Below are 20,644 nucleotides of genomic sequence, written 5' to 3'. Positions count from 1 at the left end.
TAACGATGCTCGTGTATTGGCTGGATATTCTTGGCACAGCCGTTTTTGCTATCTCCGGCGTTTTACTCGCTGGAAAACTGCGCATGGATCCGTTTGGCGTGCTGGTGCTGGGCGTTGTGACCGCCGTGGGCGGCGGAACAATCCGCGATATGGCGCTGGCGAACGGCCCGGTATTTTGGGTAAAAGATCCCACCGATCTGGTGGTGGCAATGGTCACCTGCATGTTGACCATTCTACTGGTTCGTCAGCCCCGCAGATTACCCAAATGGATATTGCCGGTGCTCGACGCCGTCGGTCTGGCCGTGTTTGTCGGTATTGGCGTCAATAAGGCGTTTAATGCGGGTACCGGTCCGATGGTGGCGATCTGCATGGGTGTATTAACCGGCGTGGGCGGCGGGATCATTCGCGACATTCTGGCGCGTGAAGTGCCGATGATCCTGCGTACTGAAATTTACGCAACGGCATGTATCGTCGGTGGAATTGTTCACGCCACCGCGTATTACACCTTTGCGATCCCGCTGGAAAATGCCGCGATGCTGGGGATGGTCGTGACGCTGGTGATACGTTTAGCGGCGATACGCTGGCACCTGAAGCTGCCGACGTTTGCCCTGGATGAGAATGGAAGGTAAAAGCAAAACGGTAACCGCCAGGTTACCGTTTTTAGTGTTTTGCCGGGGAGAGGGCATCAGCCCGCCCCCTCTTAAATACTGAACGACGACCCACACCCACAGGTGCTTGTTGCGTTCGGGTTGGTCACTACAAAGCGCGAACCTTCCAGACCTTCGGTGTAATCAACCGAACCACCGACCAGGTATTGCAGGCTCATCGGGTCAACCACCAGCGCGACGCCCTGCTTCTCGATGGTCATATCGCCCTCGTTCACCTGGTCGTCAAAGGTAAAACCATACTGGAAGCCGCTGCAGCCACCACCGGTAATATAAACACGGAGTTTCAGTTCCGGATTGTCTTCATCGGCAATCAGGACTTTCACTTTTTTGGCTGCTGCTTCGGTAAATTCGAGCGGTACAGCTACTACGTCATCACTCATCTTATGCTCCCATGAATACTGCATACTGCTATTGGGTAAAAATCACCCAATTCTTTTTTTCATTATCTAATACCCTGGTAATTCATTCAAGTATTCTGCGTTGAGGCCCGTTCAGCCTCCTGTTTCGCCAGGGTCCTTGCAAGAATGGTGGAGTATAGCGGTTTTCCACCCAGGAATTGGGCTAATAGTGTCGCGCCGAGACAGGTAATGATCATTGGCAAAATGAGCTGGTAATTGTCCGTCATCTCAAGCACCAGCACGATCCCGGTCAGGGGGGCACGCAGGGACGCGGCGAGCAGCGCCCCCATTCCAGCGACGGCAAACGTGCCGGCTTCAAGATGATAGGCCGGGAAACCCACAGCCGCCGCCATGCCAAAAGCGGTTCCCAGCAGCGTGCCCAGCGCCAGCATCGGGGCGAAAATGCCGCCAGGCGCGCCGGAGGAGAAGCAGAGTACGGTGGTGATGACCCGCGAGATGAACATAAACAGCAAAAGACCAATGCTGAAATTTCCCGCCGCCGCAATGGGGATAAGCCCAAAGCCACCGCCTGCCGCGTTGGGTTCGATAAAGCCCAGAACCCCGCACGCGCCGCCGAGCAGACCGCCCACCAGCACCCATTTGGTCGTGTTGCCGCCGTGGATCCGCTGGAACATGTCCTGAGCACGTAAAATAAGGCTGTTAAACAGCGGGCCAACAATGCCAAAAACCATGCCGAGGATCAGATACAGCCACAGCGTATTGACCGGCGCATTGGTCAGTTTCCCGACCTCAATGACCGCCCCTTCGCCATTGAAAAGGCGAAAGACGATGCTCGACATGATCACCCCGGTAAACACCGCTTTTATCGAGATCAGGTTATAGCGGAACTGAGCGCGCATCTCTTCGATGATAAAGAGGATCCCCGCCAGCGGGGCATTAAACGCGGCGGAAAGCCCTGCGGCGGCACCGGTTGCCAGCAACGTATGGCGGGCTTCAGCACTGCGCATCCTGAACAGGTCGCTGACCATACGGCCAACGTTACCACCCAGCTGTACGGTCGGCCCTTCGCGCCCGAGCACCATTCCCGCACCAAGCGTGCCCAAGCCGCCGATAAACTTCACGGGCAGCACGCGCCACCAGCGGACCGGACGCAGCTCTTCAAGCGCCCCTTCTATTTCCGGGATCCCTGAACCGCCCGCTTCCGGAGCAAATTTCCGCACCAGAAAATAGCCCATCATGGCGAGCAGTGCAGATAAACCAAACGCCAGGATCCAGACCAGCCATTCACGATCGGCGTAACCCGCAACGGCACCAATACGCCAGTTGAGCACGCCATTGACAGCCCTCTCGAACGCGACGCCCACCAGCCCCGCCAGGGTTCCCACCACGGCAGCGCCCAGCAGAATAGCCAGCGGCGTCTTGTCGCGGTTGAGCAGTCGTCGGATGCTGATGCGGTGTCGCGCGCGCGCAAACTGTTGTTCTTCAAATGAGGGTGAATCTGCTTTCATTGCCTGTTCTTTTCGTCATACAAATCGCTGTCAGGATTTTACCAGAGACCGCCCCACCGTCTCCTGAAAATTACTTAACAAATCTTAAAGCATTACCAGGGTAAAAATTTCATAACCTTCCCGAATCACTTAGAATAGTGTGCTTAATCATTTTATACGAACCAGGAACGACGCCATGAGCAAGTCAGAAAACCTCTACAGTGCAGCCCGCGAGCTTATTCCGGGTGGTGTGAACTCACCTGTGCGCGCCTTTACCGGCGTGGGCGGCACGCCGCTGTTTATCGAACGTGCTGACGGCGCGTATCTGTATGATGTCGATGGCAAAGCCTATATCGATTACGTCGGCTCCTGGGGCCCGATGGTGCTGGGGCACAACCACCCTGCCATTCGTAACGCGGTGATTGAAGCGGCTCAGCGCGGCCTGAGCTTCGGTGCGCCAACCGAAATGGAATTGAAAATGGCGGAGCTGGTCACCGAACTGGTGCCGACCATGGACATGGTACGTATGGTGAACTCCGGCACCGAGGCCACCATGAGCGCCATCCGCCTGGCGCGCGGTTTTACGGGCCGCGATAAAATCATCAAATTCGAAGGCTGCTATCACGGCCACGCCGACTGTCTGCTGGTGAAAGCGGGCTCTGGCGCGCTGACGCTCGGCCAGCCAAACTCGCCGGGCGTACCGGCAGATTTCGCGAAGCACACCCTGACCTGCACCTACAACGATCTTGCTACCGTTCGCGCGGCGTTCGAGCAGTATCCGCAGGAGATCGCCTGCATTATCGTTGAACCGGTTGCGGGCAACATGAACTGCATCCCACCGCAGCCTGACTTCCTGCCGGGCCTGCGCGCCCTGTGCGACGAGTTCGGCGCGCTGCTGATCATCGATGAAGTGATGACCGGTTTCCGCGTAGCGCTGGCGGGTGCTCAGTCTTACTACGGCGTTGAGCCGGACCTGACCTGCCTCGGCAAAATCATCGGCGGCGGCATGCCTGTCGGCGCATTCGGGGGTCGTAAAGACGTCATGAAAGCGTTGGCACCAACCGGCCCGGTTTACCAGGCGGGCACGCTCTCCGGTAACCCTATCGCCATGGCGGCGGGCTTTGCCTGCCTGACCGAAGTGGCTCAGCCTGGCATTCACGAAACCCTGACTGACCTGACCACGCAGCTGGCAAACGGCCTGCTGGAAGCGGCAGAAGAGGCCGGTATCCCTCTGGTGGTTAACCACGTGGGCGGGATGTTCGGGATTTTCTTCACCGATGCGAAAACCGTGACCTGCTATCAGGACATGGTGAAGTGCGACGTTGAACGCTTCAAGCGCTTCTTCCACCTGATGCTGGACGAAGGCGTGTACCTGGCACCGTCAGCGTTCGAAGCGGGCTTTATGTCCGTGGCGCACAGCGAAGAAGATATCAATAACACCATCGACGCGGCACGTAAGGTGTTTGCGAAGCTGTAAGATGTGCGGCTTGATGCCCTCACCCCAACCCTCTCCCACGGGGAGAGGGAGCAAACACTAAAACGGCAATCTAAGGATTGCCGTTTACTTTTATTACCGGCTCTGCTTCCTCAACAGATAAATAAAGTACGGCGCACCAATAAAGGTCGAAAGCAGACCCGCCGGGATCTGATACGGGAATAGCACCATTCTTCCGCACCAGTCCGCGAACACCAGCATCACCCCGCCCGTCAGGGCCGACATGACGATATGCGGCATCGTCCGGCGGAAGCCCATCATTCTGGCAATGTGTGGTGCCATTAACCCCACAAAACTCAGCGGTCCAATCGTCATGGTTGCCGTCGCCGTCAGGCACGCCGCCAGCAGCAGCAGTGCCACGCGCGCTGGTGTCAGCGCCATCCCCACCGCACGCGCGGTTTCACCGCCGAGCGGCAGAATGGTCATCCAGCGGCGACACAGCGGAACCACCGCCAGCAGCACGATCATAACGCTCCCTGACCAGACAACCTGACTGCCGGTGGCATTGTAGGTTGAGCCGGAAATCCAGGTCAGGATCTTCGCCATACGCGGATCGCCGCTGGCCTGAAGCATCATCAGCAGCATCGTAAAGGCGGTGCTCAGCGCCATCCCGGCCAGCAGCATGCGGTGAGGTGAAAACCCGCCGCGACCGGCAGCTATCAGGATAATCATCAGCGTGACCGCCGCACCGATACTGCCAGCTGGCAGTAGCCAGCCAAACGCATTGCCCGGCACGAAGAACAGCATCAGCACCACGCCAAACGCCGCGCCAGAACTGATACCCAAGACTTCCGGGCTAGCCATCGGGTTGCCGGTGAGACGCTGAATAATGCACCCCGCGACCGCCAGCATCACACCGGCGATCAGCGCCGCGAAGATACGCGGCCAGCGCCACTGCAGCAGTTCGTTGAGTAAATCGCCCGTTGCCCAGTGCCAGCCCGAGGCATCGCGCCCGAAGGAGAGCGCCACGAACGAGGCGATGATCAGCACCGCCAGACCGGCAAGGCTAAACCACAGGACCGACTGCCGCTCAGCATGGATCTTATCACCCGCATCCATGGCGGGCGCGCTCATGCTGCGCAGGCGCGGCAGCAGCCACAGCAGCAGCGGCGCACCGACGAGTGCAGTCACCGACCCGGTAGAAACCTCCATCCAGACTCGCGCCAGCCAGAGAATGATTTGATCGGAAAGCCAGAGGATCAGCGCCCCAATGAGCGGGGCCAGCATCAGACGCGCCAGCAAACGACGCGCCCCGAGCATTTTCGCCAGCAGAGGCGCAAACAGGCCGATAAACCCGATGATGCCGACCGCGTTCACCAGCAAAGCGCTCAGCACAATCGCCAGCGCCAGCGCGCCCAGGCGGGCCAGCGACAGGGCAAGACCCAGATTGCGCGCCACGCCGTCGTCCAGCCCCATTAGGGTCAGCGGACGTAACAGCAGCAGCGTCAGTACCACGCCGCCAATCAACTGCGGCCACAGGCGCTGCACGATGCTCCAGTCGGTCTGGGTGAGCGTCCCGGTACTCCACATGAACATGCTTTGCAGCTGATCGTGATGGAACAGCACCAGCAACTGGTTGATTGCCCCGCAGTAGAGGCTGACCACCAGACCCGCGAGGATCAGCGTAACCGGTGAAAGACGTTTACCCCACGCCACGCCAAAGACCAGTGCGCCCACCACGCATGCCCCCGCGAGTGCTGCAAACTGCGAGGTTAACGCACCCGGCAGCGCCCACAGCGTAGTGATGGTGATCCCAAGCTGCGCACCGGTCGCGACGCCGAGCGTGGTTGGCTCTGCCAGCGGGTTACGTAAAACCTGCTGGAACAGCACGCCCACCAGCCCTAAACCAGCGCCGACTAAAAGGGAGATCGCCAGACGCGGCAGCAGGCTGTAGTGGAACAGCATTTGCTGAATATTATCGATATCCGGCGCGGCAAAGGCAGCGCCCCACTGCTCGCGCGGTAACGCGGTCGAGAGGTTGAACCAGGTTAACGCCAGCGCGACAAGGCAAAGCAGCGCCAGCAGAAGCGCCGGGAAACGGGCAATGCGCGTACTCATGCCTTGCCTCCCATCGCGGTGTCCAGCACGCGGGCAAAATGCATCGCTGACAGCGTCGCGCCGTAGAACCACACTGCTGGCGCGCGCAGGAAACGTTTCTCGCGTACGAACGGCATCGCCTGCCAGAGCGGGGTCGCCATCAGGGTTTGCATTTCGCGCTCGTTGCCGTGATCGAAGCACAGCACGTCCACATCGCGAAATGCAGCCAGGCGATCAATGCCAACGGCGGTACTGCCCCAGAAGGTCATCTCCCCTTCCCAGGCGTTGCGAATACCGAAGCTGTCGAGCACTTCCTGGAACAGGCAGTTATTACCGAAGACCAGCATATGCCGGGCATCCAGCAGCGTCACCATCAGTAAAGGACGGTCGCCCCGGCGAGCAAAACGCGGCTTCAGGGAATCAATCAGGGCATCAAATTCGTCGAGGTGTTTTTTGGCCTCCGCCTCGCGGTTGAGGAAATGCGCCATCTCGTTAATGGAGTTTTTTGCCATCGCGAGCGGTTTTTTACCGTCGCTGAAAGAGAATCCGCGTCCTGGCGCAATGCGCGCCATGGTCTCTTCTGACGGACCGTAGCCCGCAGACCAGAACAGGAACGACGGTTTCATCTGGGTAAGCAGTTCGAGGTTTGGCTCCGTTCGCAGGCCGATGTCGATTACCGAGTCCGGCAGCTTCGGCTCGTTAACCCAGAGGTTATAGTTAGGTATATCCGCCACGCCATAGGGCGTGACGCCGAGCGCCATCATCAGCTCGACCGGCAGCCATTCCAGCGCCACAATACGATGTGGATCTATCGCGGCGGCACGAGCGGTATTCATTTTTAACAGCAGCGGTGACAGCGCCATCGCCATGAGCAGGCGACGACGGCTCATTGAGATTGAATCCAGCATCAGTAGACGAAGCTCACCGGTGCAGCCCCGGCTGGGTGAGGCAAAATCCCCATCGGAATACCGTAAATGGTTTCCAGCGTTTCGCTACGCATCAGCTCAGACGGCGTTCCCTCAGCGATCATCTCTCCGCCGCGTAAGGCCACAAGATAATCGCAGTAGCGCGCTGCCATGTTGATATCATGCAGCACCGCAATCACCGTCAGACCACGCTGTTGGCTCAAGCGATGCACCAGCGCCAGGACATCGACCTGGTGGGCAATATCCAGCGCAGAGGTTGGTTCATCCAGCAGCAAACAGCGGCTGTCCTGCGCCACCAGCATCGCAATCCACGCGCGCTGACGCTCGCCGCCGGACAGGCTATCCACCAGACGATGCGCCAGCGGCTTTAACCCTACCAGCGCAATCGCCTCTTCCACTTTCTCTCTGTCGGCGACGCCGAAGCGCCCAAGCGCCCCGTGCCACGGATAACGGCCAATCGCCACCAGCTCACGCACCGTCATTCCTTCTGCCTGCGGTAACTGCTGCGGCAGATACGCCACCTTGCGGGCAAAGGCCTTGCTGTTCCAGCTCTCCAGCGGCTGACCGTCCAGCAGAATATCGCCTTCCGACGGCGGCTGATGGCGCCCCAGCATTTTGAGCAGCGTAGATTTACCGGAGCCATTGTGACCAATCAGGCCAGTAACTTTCCCCGCAGGAAAGGTCAGTGAGAGCGGATGCAGCAAGGTGCGTCCGGGTACGCGAAAGGAGAGATTACTGAGCGAAAAGGTGGTGTCGGATTGCGTTTGATTATCCTGCATATCAGCCAACTTAAATAAAAAGGGCACGGCGAACCGTGCCCAAAGAGAGATTAGAAGCGGAAGGTCGCGGTGGCAACAACCTGACGTTCAGCCCCCCAGAAGCAACCGTAGGTGTTAAAGCAGCTGGCAACGTATTCACGATCAAACAGGTTGTTCACGTGAAGCGCCACATTAGAGCCCGCCATGCCCACACGCGCCAGATCGTATCTCACCAGCGCATCAACCACGGTGTAGCTGCCCACCGTGAAGGTGTTCGCAGGATCGCCTTTGCTGGAGCCGGTGTAACGAACGCCGGTGCCCAGCGTCAGACCAGACAGCGCACCATCATACAGAGTGTAATCGCCCCACAGGGATGCCATGTGTTTAGGTACCTGCGCTGGTGTGTTGCCTTTGTAGTTGGTGTCGGTGGTGTATTCTGCATCAGTGTAGGTATAAGAACCGACAACGTTCACACTTGCAGAAAGTGCCGCTTTCGCTTCCACTTCGACACCACGGGCGCGGATCTCGCCGCCTTCAACGGAGAAGAATGTACCCGCTGGATCGGCCATCAAGTTGTTGGTTTTGGTCAGCTGATACACTGCACCGGTAACCACGATTGGACGGTCGTTCGGAACGTATTTCACGCCCGCTTCGTACTGTTTGCCTTTAGACGGAGAGAACAGTTTACCCTGTGCATCTGTCTGTGAGGCTGGTTCGAAAGACTCGCTGTAGCTGAAGTACGGGGTCACACCGTTATCAAACAGGTAGTTAACACCGCCACGCCATGTGAACTGTGTATCGTTACGCGTAGAAGTGGTATTTGCCACGCGGTTGTAGGATTCCTGATCGGCCCAGTCATAACGGCCGCCCAGAGTCACCAGCACCTTATCCCACTGCGCCTGATCCTGAACATACAGACCCGTTTGTTTCTGGCGATTGAGGATCTGATAAGGGCCAGAATTAGCCGGATTTTTTGAGCCAAAATCAAAATCGCTGTTCACCGGATTGTAGAGATCCAGCAGCGGTACAGAATCGTCATAGCCAAACCAGGAGTTGATGTCATTACGCATGCGCATAAAGTCAACGCCGGTCAGCAGGACGTGGTCCACCTCACCGGTAGAGAATTTGCTCTGCAACTGGGTATCAACGGTGAAGTTCTGCAGCTTTTCATTATCGACAACGTATTTACGCGCCAGATAATGCCCTTTGTCCGCTGGGGCCAAGGCAGCACACTGTTTGTTGCCACTGTTCGCCGGATCGGTACATACACCATAGCCGTAAACGCTGTTTTGCGAGGTTTTGTTCTCAGCAAAACGCAGGTTCTGACGCACGGTAAAGGTATCGTTGAATTCGTGGTCGAAGCTGTATCCCACCATTTTCTGGTTACGGGAATAGGTGTTGTTCTTCGCCCCTTCGTTGAAGTCCGTTGGCAGACGGTCGCCGTTTGGCAGAGGATCAACCGTTCCCTCTTTTGGTAACCAGCCGTAGTAGCCCGTTTCAGGCTCGTTCTGGAAGTAAGAGAGGAAAGTAAAGGTAGTCTTATCATCCGGACGCCATGAGAAAGATGGCGCGATGGCGTAACGCTGCTCTTCAGCACGCTCCTGCTGGGCATTGTTAGAACGCGCGACACCCGTTAAACGGTAAGAGTAAACACCGTCGTCATCAATTGCATCGCTAAAGTCAAAGCCGGTCTGGAACAGACTATCCGTGCCCACTTTGAACTGGATCTCTTTCAGCGGCTCGGTTGCTGGGCGCTTACTCACCATGTTCAGCAAACCACCAGGGCTGCTTTTTCCGTACAGAACGGAAACCGGTCCACGCATGATTTCAGCGCGCTCCAGCATATAAGGATCAATTACCGCGTCGTTATAGAAGTTCCCCTGCATCTTCATACCGTCGAGGTAATTATTCTGGCTCTGACCGTCGGCCGCAAAACCACGAATAACCAGGTAGTCATAAGTGTTGGACGCACCGCGTGTGCCTACCGCAACGCCCGGCGTGTAGCTCAGGGCTTCTTTCACCGAGCGAGGCTGATGCAGAGCCATCTCTTCTGCCGTCACTACCGAAATAGACTGGGGCACCTTTTGAATCGGGGTATCCGTTTTGGTCCCGGTAGCGGATTGCCGTGCTGCAATTGTCGCAGCAGGCCCCCAGGCACTTTCCTGCGCAGCAGGTGCGGCAGTAACGGTGATGGTTTCTTCTTTTTTCGGGGTTTCGGCCGCATGTGCGTAAGTAGACATGCCGGCAACCGCTGTGGCTACGACAACCGCGATTTTACGCAGCGACGTGTTAATTGGCTGAGCAGTATTGGAAAGCGCCATGTTTATCTCTGATGGAAAAGTGAATGATAACGTAAACGAGAATTATTATTATGACCGCAGAATAATATGCGAAACGCTGGCTGCATAGCAAGCAGTAAGCGCCCCTACAAGATTTAAGGGTTTAAGAATTAACCAGATGAAAAGAGAGGGTTAATGAGGTTAGCGAAATGATCGCTAAAGCCCGCCGAAACGGGCAGAGAGGATTAACGGTAAAACACCTCGAACGTGGCGACGGAGTCGACTTTGCCCGCTTTAACCTCCCCCGTTTTGACGTAGCGCGCCTTGAGGGGAATTTCGACAGGAACCTTGTCCTGGGTGCTGGTTATCGCCGTGTAGTTCTGGTCAAACTGCAGCACCGTATTGTTCTTGTCGAGAATTTGGATGCCGACACCCGCGGCGGCGGAATCTCCGGCAGCGATGCCGAGGATATTGCCGTTCGTCACCCCCGTCGAACCCGCGCTGGTGAACTGATAATCGACCTTTGTCCCCGCCGCGCAGTCGGTGATTTCAATCTTAAAACTGCCGTCGGTGAGAACGTCTGAGTATTGCCCGTCAAAATCCTGAGCGTTGACCGTTTTCAACGGCACATAAATGTTACGGTCGACCAGATTACAGGTATTGGTCGTAATGTGAACGCTGGTGGGGGAAAACCGCATTTCACCAATCACCGCGTTGCCCAGAATATCCACTGACGTTAATTGTGAAGTATCCAGATATCCCTCCTGGATATCGCCTGTGACGACCAACTGCGCGGCGGCGCGAAATACAGATGTACTCTGCGAAGAGCCGTGTATCGATCCCACATAATGCATGGGCCGGACAAGATCCTCCTCATTGTAGCTAGGGAACCGCTCGTTCGACGAAGCCGCACGGATGCCAATACCCGGTACGTTGGTTTGATAAAGCCCCGACATAACATCTTCGCGCGCATCGGTATCCGTCAAATACACATACCCGCGACGAACTTGCGCGTCACCGTAACAATCCACCTTAACTTCTTTACTCTCGACGCTGGCATCATAAATCACGGTGCCGACGGGCGTATCGGGCTCAACCACGATCATTGGCGGAAGTTGAAACGTCACCACGGCGTCTACGTCAGAGCTGCCGTTAAAGGTACAGTCCGCATGGGCTGAATGGAAAAAGGCGCCCGCGAGCAAGAACAGCAGTGGTGAAAGAAACGTTTTGGCTGAACAGCATTGACGCATGAAATACCTCTGTTAATGACAGTTGACCGTGGCTTTCACGATCCCTGCTGAACCCTGAGAGGGAAGATCCAGTACTCCCTGACACTGACGATCGCGTTCTTCCCCCCACTGCACGCTAAACGTTGTTTTGCCGGACAGCCCCGTGAGGTAAACCTCACCGTCATCCCCGACGATGGCGGAGGTACTCTCCAGCGCCACCACTGCTCCAAACGGAACGGGCTTGCCCGCATAGAGCAAGGTCACCAGAGCGCGTCGTCCAACGCGAGCGTCGAACGTAGCGTGCAGCGCCGCCCCTTTCGTCGGCACGAGATCGAGCGTTGCCGCATCGATATCAATATCTTCCCGGTCCTGGGTATTTACGGTGATGACGTTGTGCCGATAGGCCGTCAGAGAGGGCACAATGGCGTTACCAAAACGGTCTGTAGAGATGCCGCGTCCGTTTTGCACTTTGACGTTATCGCCATCCTTAATGTGCACAATGGCGAATGCGTCGCGTACGGGTTGCCCCAGCGTCACGCCATGCTCGTGGGCAACGATTGATCCCTGCGCGCTGTAGTTCCACTGTCTGTTATCGCCACCGTAGCTGTAGCCCATCCCAACCTCACCCGAAGCACCACGGTAACGCCCGGACAGGCTGCCGCCGTAGCCGGTGTTCTGATTGGCATAGCTCTGCTGGAGGTTGTAGCTCAGCTTATTGTCCTCCAGCGCGGTACCGCCGAGCCCGACCTGATGCGAGACAAACCCACCGCTGGCGGTGTTAGCGCTGTAGGTTGCCCAGGAGTCAGGCAGCCACTTTGAAAACGGAATGTTGACCGTCAACGCCATCTGCCGGTCAGTATCAGCGTCCGGCGTGCGGGTCAGGTTGTAGCTTATCGAAAAGGTGATATCGCGCCAGCTGGAGCTTAGCCCCGCGCTGACGCTACGCTCATGGCCGTCCATGTCCCAGTAATCCTGCTGATAGCCGTTGAGATACGCCGAGCCCCAGTCTGAAATGCGCTGGGACAGGTTTAACTGCATGCGGCTACGGCGGTTATTGGTTCTGCGGTAGGTATAGATACCGTCATCAATCTCGCTGTCCCGCTGATCGATAGCCTCCTGAAAGGTATAAAACCCCGAGGTGGAGTAGCGGTAGCTGGCAAGCGTGACGGTCGTATCCGTGTCAGGAATATCTTTTGAGTACTGGGCACGCCACGATAAACCGCTGGCATCGTCACGCCCGTCATCAAACGCGGTACGCGCAGCAGTGAGATCGACAGACGCGGAGCCGAAGCGCCCCAGGTCGGCACCAAGCCCCAGCAGCAGCGCATGATACAGTGACGCCCCCAGCGCGCCGGTATAGGCCGTGACGCCGTAAGGCAGACCATAGATGGCCGTACCTTGCGCAAAGATGGGTTCATCTTCACCTTCGTTACCGCGATAGCGCCCTGCTGCCAGCGAGTACTTAAAACCGCCTTCTCGCTGTAGCACCGGCACCGACGCGCTGGCCTGTATAAAGCTGTGTTCGCTGCCATCCGCCTCTTCGACGGTCACTTCCAGATCGGCACCGGATGTTACCTGGCTTAAGTCGCGGATCTCAAAAGGCCCCGGCGAGACGTTTGTTTGATAGATGGTGTAGCCGTTTTGCTTGATGGTGACTTTCGCGTCGCTATTAGCAATACCCCGCACGACAGGCGCAAAGCCTTGCTGGCTGACGGGCAACATAGCGGTGTCCGTTTCCAGCTTCACGCCGGTCATCTGGACGCTGTCAAAAAGCTCGCCATTGGTATACGTCTGCCCCATCTCAAGCTGGCTTTTCAACGTCTTGATGTCACGTTGTAAAGTCGTGGCGATGGCCTCCCAGCCAGAAGTGTCGCTCCAGGTGCTGTTATTACGCAGTCGCCACGCCCCCAGATTCATCCCCGACTCCAGCCCCAGCCAGGTTGAAGAGGTTTTGCCCGAACTGTAGTGCTGCTGAGAACCGCTGAGCTGATAGCTTGTCCAGGCGGCAGGCGCACCGTCATCCCAGAATTTCGGGTTAATCGCCCCGGCGGCGGTGCGATCGCGATAGATCTGCGGAATAACCAGTTTCAGAGTCTGGTTATCCTGATCGTAATCGTACCGTGCATTTTCGATGAAATGAGAGATGTCCCGAACGTAAGCCTCGTCGTCGAGCCCCTTTAAGTCCGGGATCGTGTCGACTTTCACGCCGTACTCGCGCAGGTCCGCTTTGGTCAGCCCCGGCAGCAGATGCTGTTTGTCGTCAGAAAGCACATAGGTGATCGTACGTGTATCCAGAACGTCGCGATCCCACATAATGGTCGTGGGGTAGCTCCCCGCAAGTAAGCCATTATCATTGATGAAATTTTTGAGCGTGGAGGTATTTTCGAGGGGGGTATCCAGTTCAAGGATCCGCAGGTTGAATTCGTCATCCGCACTTGCAGGCTGGATCGCGGCGAGCAGCGCCAGCGCGATCCCGGACAGTACCTGTTTGTGAAGTAAAGATGACGACATAACGTACCAACATGATCGTTTTAAAGAGCCTGCTTGCGTTGAGGGGTCTGGGCGCCGAAATCATTAATAGCCGTCCAGGTCACCGGGCCATTTGCCGCTTTGGGTAGCGCGAAACTCTGCTTGCTAAACGGCGCCACCATCATTGAAATGGCACCCGGCGTAGTTTTGGTCTCTTTCACCGGTACACTTTTCCCGCCAACGGCCAGTTCGCCAAAAGAGACGTAAAAAGGCGTAGGGTTGTTTGCGATTAACGTGCCACCCTCTCGATGGAACGTAATTTTTTCATACGCCCCCAGCGCATCGGCTTCCTTTAGCTGAGCAGGACGCCAGAAAAGCTTCAGGCGCGTTTTCATTGCGAACTGCAGCGTGTTTTTCTCTTTCAGATCGGGAGAGAGAGCAGAGACGGATTTCACGTTCGCCAGAAACAGTGATTCACGGTCTGCCGGCAGGCTGTTTTTATCGCCGGTAAAAATAACGTGTAACAGCGTCTGACGATTTTCCTGCAACTTATAGACAGGCGGCGTAATAATAAAGGGAGCCTTTGCATCATTGGGATAACTGACCCAGCTTTGCACCAGATAACGCGTATGAGGATCTTTATTTTTAAGTGCGATTTGTACTTCAGATTTATTCGATGGATAAATAATTCGCGTACCACCGAGAACAACGCTGGCCTGCACTGAACAGCAAGAAATAATTAAACAACCACATAACAATTTAAATAACGTCTTCATACAGCGTTCCAGAAGGCAGCCGTTCAGGCTGCCAATAATTGCTTAGCGATAGACAACCTCAAACGTGGCAGATGAGGAGTAATGACCCGCGGTTGGCGCGGTAGTACCTACCTGAATCACTTTCGCGGTGTAGTTAAAGACAGAAGCCGCTGCGCCCGTCGGGTCGTTTGTTACATCGGTTCCTGCATCCGGTACTGAGCCGTCGAAGACCACATCACCTTTGGTGCCGTTATCATTGCTGACAATGATGCCAACGTTGGCAGCATTACCTGCGCCGGAGAGATCGTTCTTCAAACGCTTGTACGCGGCATCTGTCGTTGTGCCGCTGAACTTGAGGTTCAGTTTGGCGACCAGCGGGTCACATTTTGTCACTTCAATCTTGAAGGCTTTAGATGTCCCTACGGTACCATCACCGCTATAGTCCGAAGGATAGGTATCCGCGAACGTGACGGTTGATGCGTTGGTGCCTGAGCCATCAACGTTAATTTCGCAGGTATCTGCAACAATTTTTCCGGCGAAGTTCACCGTACCGGAATCGTTCGATGCGAATACAGGCAGAGACACCGCAGCCATAAGGCTTCCGGCCAGGAAAGAAGAAACAACATATTTATTCATGATAATATCCTTATATACCAATGTAGACATCCATTCCCGCTAAATAACGAGCGTCAGAATGTTATGCAAATTTTTACGCCGCTCACAACAATATATCTACCAATGAGATATTCTATGAGCGCAATGAATTTCCTTGAGAGGATTAAATCAGATTATTCTTCAGTGTGTCCAGCGTGTACAAAGGGGAATAAAATACAATACATCCCAACTGTATGTTTTGCATGAGAAATACAATAACTTAAAAATTCTAAACTCTGGATTTAATTTTATTAATAAATTACAAATTGTAAAAAAACAAAAAAAAGCCGCTTTATAATAAAGCGGCTTTTTATTCAGGAAACTAATTAGTTCCCGCCAAACATATCCTTAATCCAACCCGCGACGCCATCGCTGTCTTTCTTCTCATTTTGCTGCTGCGGCTGTTGCTGCGGCTGCTGAGGTTGTGAAGACTGATCGAACGGATTGCCCGTTGGCTGTTCTGGCTGGCTCTGCTGGCACAGCGAGTCTGGATTGGTTGTCCAGACCGGCAGCGTGCGCATACCGCCGCCGCAGATAAAGTTACCGGATCCATCAACGCCCATATCAACGATATCTTCCGGCGCAACAAGGTTCAGCGGCACCGGGGACTGATTCGCCAGATAACGCTGGTAAATCGACATCGCCCCGCTCGCACCGTACAGTTTGGTCGGCTGGTTGTTATCGCGGCCTACCCAGGTGATCACCACTTCACGGCCATCAATGCCCGCAAACCAGGTATCGACGTTGTTGTTGGTGGTACCTGTTTTACCCGCCAGATGCAGACCCGGGTATTTCGCCCCCAGCTGACGCCCGGTACCACGCTGCACAACCTGCTGCATGGTCCATAGCGTCATATACGCCGCCTGCGCAGGAACAGCACGCTCCGCCTGCGGGAAGCTTTGATAAAGCACGGAACCGTCTTCGGCAATGACAGAGCGCAGCGCAGAAAGCTGTGCACGGTTACCGCCGCTGGCGATGGTCTGGAACGCCTGCGCCACTTCGATTGGCGTCAGGTTAAGCGCACCCAGAATCATCGCCGGGACCGGATGCAGCTGATCTTTCGGCACGCCCAGCTTCTGCCAGGTATCGGTGATAGCAGGCAGGCCCAGCGCCATGCCAAGGTTAACGGTTGGGACGTTCATGGAACGCGTTAACGCATCCACCAACATCACCTGACCGCTGAACTGTTTATCATCGTTCTGCGGAGACCACACCTGACCGTTTGGCTGGCGAAGGGAGATCGGTGCATCGGCGATCCAGGTATTCAGACGATACTGGTTCGGCTGGCTCAGCGCGGTGAGATAGGTCGCCGGTTTTGCCAGAGAACCAATTGAACGACGCGCCTGCATCGCACGGTTATAACCCGCAAACTGCGGCTCAGCGCCGCCCACCATGGCGCGTACTTCACCGGTGTTACGGTCAACCACCACCATCGCGGTTTCCAGATCGCTCAGCTTGCGCTGTTTCTTCAGCGCTGGAATGCCCTCAACGGCCGCTTTTTCCGCCGCGTCCTGCGCCACGGAGTCGAACGTGGTAAAGATCTTCACGCCGGAGAGATCTTTCACCTTATCACCGAGCTTAGACTGCAGCTCCTGACGTACCATCTGCATAAACGCAGGCTGCGGAGAGATTACGCCGCCGCGCGGCTGAACGCCGAGTGGACGCGCGCTCAGCATGTCGTACAGCTCCTGGTCGATCACCTGCTGTTGTTGCAGCAGACGCAACACCAGGTTACGACGCTCCAGCGCCAGTTTCGGGTTACGCCACGGGTTATAAATGGACGCCCCTTTCACCATGCCCACCAGCAGCGCCTGCTGGTCGAGACTCAGCTCTTCCACCGGACGGCCAAAGTAGTACAGGCTCGCCAGCGGGAAGCCGCGGATTTCGTTATCACCGCTCTGACCGAGGTACACCTCGTTCATGTACAGCTCCAGGATACGATCCTTGCTGTAACGGGCATCCATCAGCACGGCCATGTACGCTTCGTTGGCTTTACGCCAGTAGGAGCGCTCGCTGGAGAGGAACAGGTTCTTCACCAGCTGCTGGGTCAGGGTACTTGCCCCCTGCACGGTACGTCCGGCGGTCAGGTTCGCCAGCACCGCACGACCAATCGAGTAGAGGCTAATGCCGTCGTGCTCGTAGAAGTGACGGTCTTCGGTTGCCAGCAGGGTATCTACCAGCAGGTCCGGGAAGCCGTTACGCGCCACGAACAGACGCTGCTCGCCATTGGCCGACGAAAGCATGGTGATCAGACGTGGATCGAGGCGGAAGAAACCGAACTGGCGGTCGTTATCCATGTTCTCGATCGTTTCCAGACGATCGCCGTCGAAGGTCAGACGCGCGCGCACCTGCCCTTCTTTGCTGTCCGGGAAGTCAAACGGACGACGGATCATCTCAATGCTCTTCGCCTGCACCGTAAACTCGCCCGGGCGCGTCATCTTCGTGACCTGACGATACTGTGTGGCCTGCAGCAGTTTGACCATCTCGTTCTTGCTGATGGACATATCCGGCTCAAGGTTCACCATACGGCCATAGACTGCCGCAGGTAGCTGCCAGACTTTCCCGTCAATACGGCTGCGGATCTTCTGATCCAGATACACGCCGTAGATCGCGATCAGCACGACAAAAACAATAAACAGCTTCAGCAGCAGCCAGAACCAGCCGCGCTTACCACGAGGCTTCCGCCCTTTGCCTTTCCCTTTACGCGGCATTGGCTCATCATCCTCATAATCGTCTTCGTAGTCATCGTCATACTCCTCATCTCTGAGGCGACGACGGCTCACCTTTTCTTTCGCCGGACGCGTTGGCTTTCCCTTACGTCCTATTGGCTCGCGGTCATTCCCCGCCATGCTTTTTCTCCGCAACATTCAGGCGCAAAGGCCAGATTTTCTTATCTTTCACAGGTCTATGAAAGAAGAAATCTCTCAAAATAAACAGCAAGACTTTCCTTTCAGGAAAGTCTTTAGTGTTTTCTCCCTCTCCCTGTGGGAGAGGGCTGGGGTGAGGGCATCAGGCCGCACTCCCCTCTTTCACCTAACTCACGAATACTTCTTCGTCCGCCGTGTCGGCGCCGTATTTGCCGGGTCGTCCGGCCACACGTGTTTGGGATACCGCCCTTTCATCTCTTTTTGCACTTCACGGTAGCTCCCCGCCCAAAACGCCCCAAGGTCGCGAGTGATCTGCAACGGGCGATGCGCAGGGGACAGCAGTTCGAGCACCAGAGAAACGCGCCCTTCCGCAATGGACGGCGTGGTGGCCTCACCAAACATCTCCTGCATCCTTACCGCCAGCGCCGGAGGATTATCTTCGTGATAACGAATGGCAATCCGGCTTCCGGTCGGCACAGTGTAATGCCCTGGCAGTTCACTATCCAGACGTTGACGTAATGACCAGTCCAGTAAATTCTGTAACGCGGCCTTAACATCGAGCGCTTTCAGCGCCCTGAGGGAATGTACGCCACTCATTTGCGGCAGCAGCCAATCCTCCAGGGAAGCCAGCAGCGTCTCATCATCAACCGTCGGCCAGTCGTGCTCCGGCAGCCAGCATGCGGCACAGTGCAGCCGAATGCGGTACTGCTCGGCCTCCGGCGTCCAGTTCAAAACGCTTAGCCCTTTTTCCCGAATACCGTTCAGCATGGCCTGATGAAGTTCTTCTTCCGACGGCTTCGCCAGCGGCTTTGTACCTAACGTCAGCTTACCGATCTGGCTACGGCGAAACGCCTTCAGCGTGCCCTGGTTATCATCCCACTCAACGATATCAGACTGCTGGAGCAATTGCGGGCAGCTGCGCGTCAGGGCGTCAATATCAATGGCAATTGCCTGTAAAATACGCGCGTCCGGGGAATGGCTTCCCTGCAGTAATAGCGGTGCAACCAGCCATTCATGGCGCGTCAGGGCGTCATCGCTGTCCAGCATCGCCCCCATGCCGTTTGCCAGCTGATAGCGTCCGTCCAGTCCGCGACGGCGGGCGATCCGGTCCGGGTACGCCTGCGCAAGAAGAGAGGCGATATATTCAGTGTCAGGCGATCCTCCACGGCTATTGAGTCGCCGGCAAAGCTGCTGCGCCCGCTGCTGCCAGTTCCCCTGATTGCGCGAAAACGCCTGCGCCAGATCGCTGCTGCCACCGCGCGGCGGCTCCTCAAGAATAGCCGCCAGTTTTGCCGCCGTAGCAATTTCGTCGTCGCCCTGCGCCGACACCAGCATCGCAGCCAGGCGCGGATCGTTGCCCAGCGCCGCCATTTTCTGACCGCGCGCCGTCAGACGCTCGCCTTCCAGCGCGCCAAGCTGGGTCAGCAGGTTGCGCGCAGCGGTGAGGTTCACGACAGGCGGAGGATTAAGCCAGGTGAGCTGTTCAGGGTTCGGGCAGCCCCACAGCAGCAGATCCATCACCAGGCCAGACAAATCACTTTGTAAAATTTCCGGCGTACTTTGCTGCGCCGCGCGTTCCGCCTGCTCTGCGCTCGTTAAATGCAGGCAGATGCCCGGCTCAAGACGCCCCGCACGGCCCGCACGCTGCACCATCGATGCCTGGCTGACGCGCTGCGTAAGCAGTTTGGTGAGCCCGGTGCGCGGGTCAAAGCTTGCCACCCTCTCCTGCGCGCTATCGACCACCAGACGAATGCCTTCGATGGTCAAACTGGTTTCAGCAATGTTGGTTGCCAGCACCACCTTGCGCTGCCCCGTTGGCGCCGGAAGAATGGCTTTACGCTGCTCCTGTAGCGACAGTGCGCCGTAGAGCGGGCAAAGCAGCACATCGCCGCCTACGCGGGAGGAAAGCTGCTCCTGCACGCGCTGGATTTCACCGACGCCAGGCAAAAACAGCAGCAGCGAACCGGGTTCCTGGCGCAGCAGCTCTGCCGTCGCAATAGCGACGGCCTCATCAAAACGCTGATGGGCGGGAAGCGACTGATAGCGACGTGCAACCGGAAATGCGCGTCCTTCTGAGCTGATGACAGGAGCGTCGGGCAATACCTGCTGCAGCCGCTCGTTATCCAGCGTTGCGGACATAATCAGCAGCCGGAGATCGTCGCGCAGCCCCTGCTGCACGTCCAGCAGCAGCGCCAGCGCTAAATCTGCCTGCAGGCTGCGCTCGTGAAATTCATCCAGGATCACCAGCCCGATGCCCGTCAGCTCAGGATCGTTTTGCAGCATACGGGTGAGAATGCCCTCAGTCACCACTTCAAGGCGCGTCGCAGGGCCGACGCAGGTATCTGCACGCATCCGGTAGCCTACCGTCTCGCCCGGTTTTTCATTGAGCAGTTCCGCCAGGCGCTGCGCCACATTACGGGCAGCCAGTCGGCGCGGCTCAAGCAGGATAATTTTCCCGCTGATATTCCCCTCGTTGAGGATTTGCAGCGGCAGCCAGGTGGATTTACCCGCCCCCGTTGGGGCATTCAGCAAAACCTGCGGGGCATCGTTGAGGGCAGCGAGAAGCTCAGGAAGGACGGCGGCGACCGGCAATGAGGACACTAACAGCTCCAGAGGGTTAACATTAGTCGGCGTACATTGTAGCATCGGCGCATATCATTA

14 protein-coding genes are annotated in these 20,644 nt (G+C 56.6%); 2 read left to right on the top strand and 12 right to left on the bottom strand.

Annotated elements, in window-relative coordinates; all coding sequences use genetic code 11:
- Nucleotides 1–5 precede the first annotated feature (5 nt).
- Nucleotides 6–629, top strand: a complete 624-nt coding sequence (locus K5E19_RS13975) for a TRIC cation channel family protein (RefSeq protein ID WP_221551750.1) — start codon at nucleotides 6–8, stop codon at nucleotides 627–629.
- Nucleotides 630–700: 71 nt separating this feature from the next.
- Here K5E19_RS13975 and erpA read toward each other — a convergent pair whose 3' ends face one another.
- A complete protein-coding gene (gene erpA, locus K5E19_RS13970) occupies nucleotides 701–1,048 on the bottom strand; it encodes an iron-sulfur cluster insertion protein ErpA (RefSeq protein ID WP_010426752.1) in 348 nt (115 codons plus the stop codon).
- Nucleotides 1,049–1,134: 86 nt separating this feature from the next.
- Nucleotides 1,135–2,535 carry a H(+)/Cl(-) exchange transporter ClcA gene (gene clcA / locus K5E19_RS13965; protein ID WP_221551748.1) on the bottom strand — a complete coding sequence of 467 codons (1,401 nt, stop codon included), beginning with the start codon at nucleotides 2,533–2,535 and terminating at the stop codon, nucleotides 1,135–1,137.
- A gap of 175 nt (nucleotides 2,536–2,710) precedes the next feature.
- On the opposite strand from clcA, the gene hemL reads away from it, so the two are divergent.
- On the top strand, nucleotides 2,711–3,991 hold the full coding sequence (hemL, locus tag K5E19_RS13960; RefSeq protein WP_221551746.1) for a glutamate-1-semialdehyde 2,1-aminomutase: 1,281 nt from the start codon (nucleotides 2,711–2,713) through the stop codon (nucleotides 3,989–3,991).
- Nucleotides 3,992–4,084: 93 nt separating this feature from the next.
- On the opposite strand, the gene fhuB is transcribed toward hemL, so the two are convergent.
- The 10 genes from fhuB to hrpB all read right to left on the bottom strand — a co-directional run bounded on the left by fhuB (nucleotide 4,085) and on the right by hrpB (nucleotide 20,584).
- The gene (gene fhuB, locus K5E19_RS13955; protein WP_221551744.1) at nucleotides 4,085–6,067 is read right to left on the bottom strand and encodes a Fe(3+)-hydroxamate ABC transporter permease FhuB; all 1,983 of its coding nucleotides are present in this window, start codon (nucleotides 6,065–6,067) and stop codon (nucleotides 4,085–4,087) included.
- The gene (gene fhuD, locus K5E19_RS13950) at nucleotides 6,064–6,954 is read right to left on the bottom strand and encodes a Fe(3+)-hydroxamate ABC transporter substrate-binding protein FhuD (protein WP_221551743.1); all 891 of its coding nucleotides are present in this window, start codon (nucleotides 6,952–6,954) and stop codon (nucleotides 6,064–6,066) included. The genes fhuB and fhuD overlap by 4 nt, the downstream gene beginning before the upstream one ends.
- Nucleotides 6,954–7,751 (bottom strand): Fe3+-hydroxamate ABC transporter ATP-binding protein FhuC, encoded by a 798-nt coding sequence (gene fhuC, locus K5E19_RS13945; RefSeq protein ID WP_221551742.1) that lies wholly within the window; start codon nucleotides 7,749–7,751, stop codon nucleotides 6,954–6,956. The genes fhuD and fhuC overlap by 1 nt, the downstream gene beginning before the upstream one ends.
- Nucleotides 7,752–7,801: 50 nt before the next feature.
- Entirely contained in the window at nucleotides 7,802–10,051 is a 2,250-nt protein-coding gene (gene fhuA / locus K5E19_RS13940) for a ferrichrome porin FhuA (protein ID WP_221551741.1), read from the bottom strand.
- Nucleotides 10,052–10,254: 203 nt separating this feature from the next.
- The gene (locus tag K5E19_RS13935; RefSeq protein WP_221551740.1) at nucleotides 10,255–11,259 is read right to left on the bottom strand and encodes a fimbrial protein; all 1,005 of its coding nucleotides are present in this window, start codon (nucleotides 11,257–11,259) and stop codon (nucleotides 10,255–10,257) included.
- Nucleotides 11,260–11,271: 12 nt separating this feature from the next.
- The gene (locus K5E19_RS13930) at nucleotides 11,272–13,749 is read right to left on the bottom strand and encodes a fimbria/pilus outer membrane usher protein (protein WP_221551739.1); all 2,478 of its coding nucleotides are present in this window, start codon (nucleotides 13,747–13,749) and stop codon (nucleotides 11,272–11,274) included.
- A gap of 20 nt (nucleotides 13,750–13,769) precedes the next feature.
- Nucleotides 13,770–14,483, bottom strand: coding sequence for a molecular chaperone (locus tag K5E19_RS13925; protein WP_221551738.1), 714 nt, complete (start codon nucleotides 14,481–14,483; stop codon nucleotides 13,770–13,772).
- A 42-nt stretch (nucleotides 14,484–14,525) separates the two neighbouring features.
- A complete protein-coding gene (locus K5E19_RS13920) occupies nucleotides 14,526–15,098 on the bottom strand; it encodes a fimbrial protein (protein WP_221551736.1) in 573 nt (190 codons plus the stop codon).
- A gap of 344 nt (nucleotides 15,099–15,442) precedes the next feature.
- On the bottom strand, nucleotides 15,443–17,965 hold the full coding sequence (mrcB, locus tag K5E19_RS13915) for a bifunctional glycosyl transferase/transpeptidase (protein ID WP_211449817.1): 2,523 nt from the start codon (nucleotides 17,963–17,965) through the stop codon (nucleotides 15,443–15,445).
- 189 nt (nucleotides 17,966–18,154) lie between these two features.
- Nucleotides 18,155–20,584 (bottom strand): ATP-dependent helicase HrpB, encoded by a 2,430-nt coding sequence (hrpB, locus tag K5E19_RS13910; RefSeq protein WP_221551734.1) that lies wholly within the window; start codon nucleotides 20,582–20,584, stop codon nucleotides 18,155–18,157.
- Nucleotides 20,585–20,644: the final 60 nt, after the last annotated feature.

The sequence above is a fragment of the Enterobacter sp. RIT637 genome, assembly GCF_019718755.1.
Lineage (GTDB): Bacteria > Pseudomonadota > Gammaproteobacteria > Enterobacterales > Enterobacteriaceae > Enterobacter.
This window is presented reverse-complemented; position numbering and strand designations above follow the sequence as displayed.

What these genes read in the sequence shown, in the direction of transcription:
- mrcB (WP_211449817.1), bottom strand. Translation starts at nt 17,965, where the DNA reads ATGGCGGGGAATGACCGCGAGCCAATAGGACGTAAGGGAAAGCCAACG.
- K5E19_RS13920 (WP_221551736.1), bottom strand. Translation starts at nt 15,098, where the DNA reads ATGAATAAATATGTTGTTTCTTCTTTCCTGGCCGGAAGCCTTATGGCT.
- erpA (WP_010426752.1), bottom strand. Translation starts at nt 1,048, where the DNA reads ATGAGTGATGACGTAGTAGCTGTACCGCTCGAATTTACCGAAGCAGCA.
- fhuD (WP_221551743.1), bottom strand. Translation starts at nt 6,954, where the DNA reads ATGCTGGATTCAATCTCAATGAGCCGTCGTCGCCTGCTCATGGCGATG.
- K5E19_RS13930 (WP_221551739.1), bottom strand. Translation starts at nt 13,749, where the DNA reads ATGTCGTCATCTTTACTTCACAAACAGGTACTGTCCGGGATCGCGCTG.
- fhuC (WP_221551742.1), bottom strand. Translation starts at nt 7,751, where the DNA reads ATGCAGGATAATCAAACGCAATCCGACACCACCTTTTCGCTCAGTAAT.
- fhuA (WP_221551741.1), bottom strand. Translation starts at nt 10,051, where the DNA reads ATGGCGCTTTCCAATACTGCTCAGCCAATTAACACGTCGCTGCGTAAA.
- fhuB (WP_221551744.1), bottom strand. Translation starts at nt 6,067, where the DNA reads ATGAGTACGCGCATTGCCCGTTTCCCGGCGCTTCTGCTGGCGCTGCTT.
- K5E19_RS13935 (WP_221551740.1), bottom strand. Translation starts at nt 11,259, where the DNA reads ATGCGTCAATGCTGTTCAGCCAAAACGTTTCTTTCACCACTGCTGTTC.
- K5E19_RS13975 (WP_221551750.1), top strand. Translation starts at nt 6, where the DNA reads ATGCTCGTGTATTGGCTGGATATTCTTGGCACAGCCGTTTTTGCTATC.
- clcA (WP_221551748.1), bottom strand. Translation starts at nt 2,535, where the DNA reads ATGAAAGCAGATTCACCCTCATTTGAAGAACAACAGTTTGCGCGCGCG.
- K5E19_RS13925 (WP_221551738.1), bottom strand. Translation starts at nt 14,483, where the DNA reads ATGAAGACGTTATTTAAATTGTTATGTGGTTGTTTAATTATTTCTTGC.
- hemL (WP_221551746.1), top strand. Translation starts at nt 2,711, where the DNA reads ATGAGCAAGTCAGAAAACCTCTACAGTGCAGCCCGCGAGCTTATTCCG.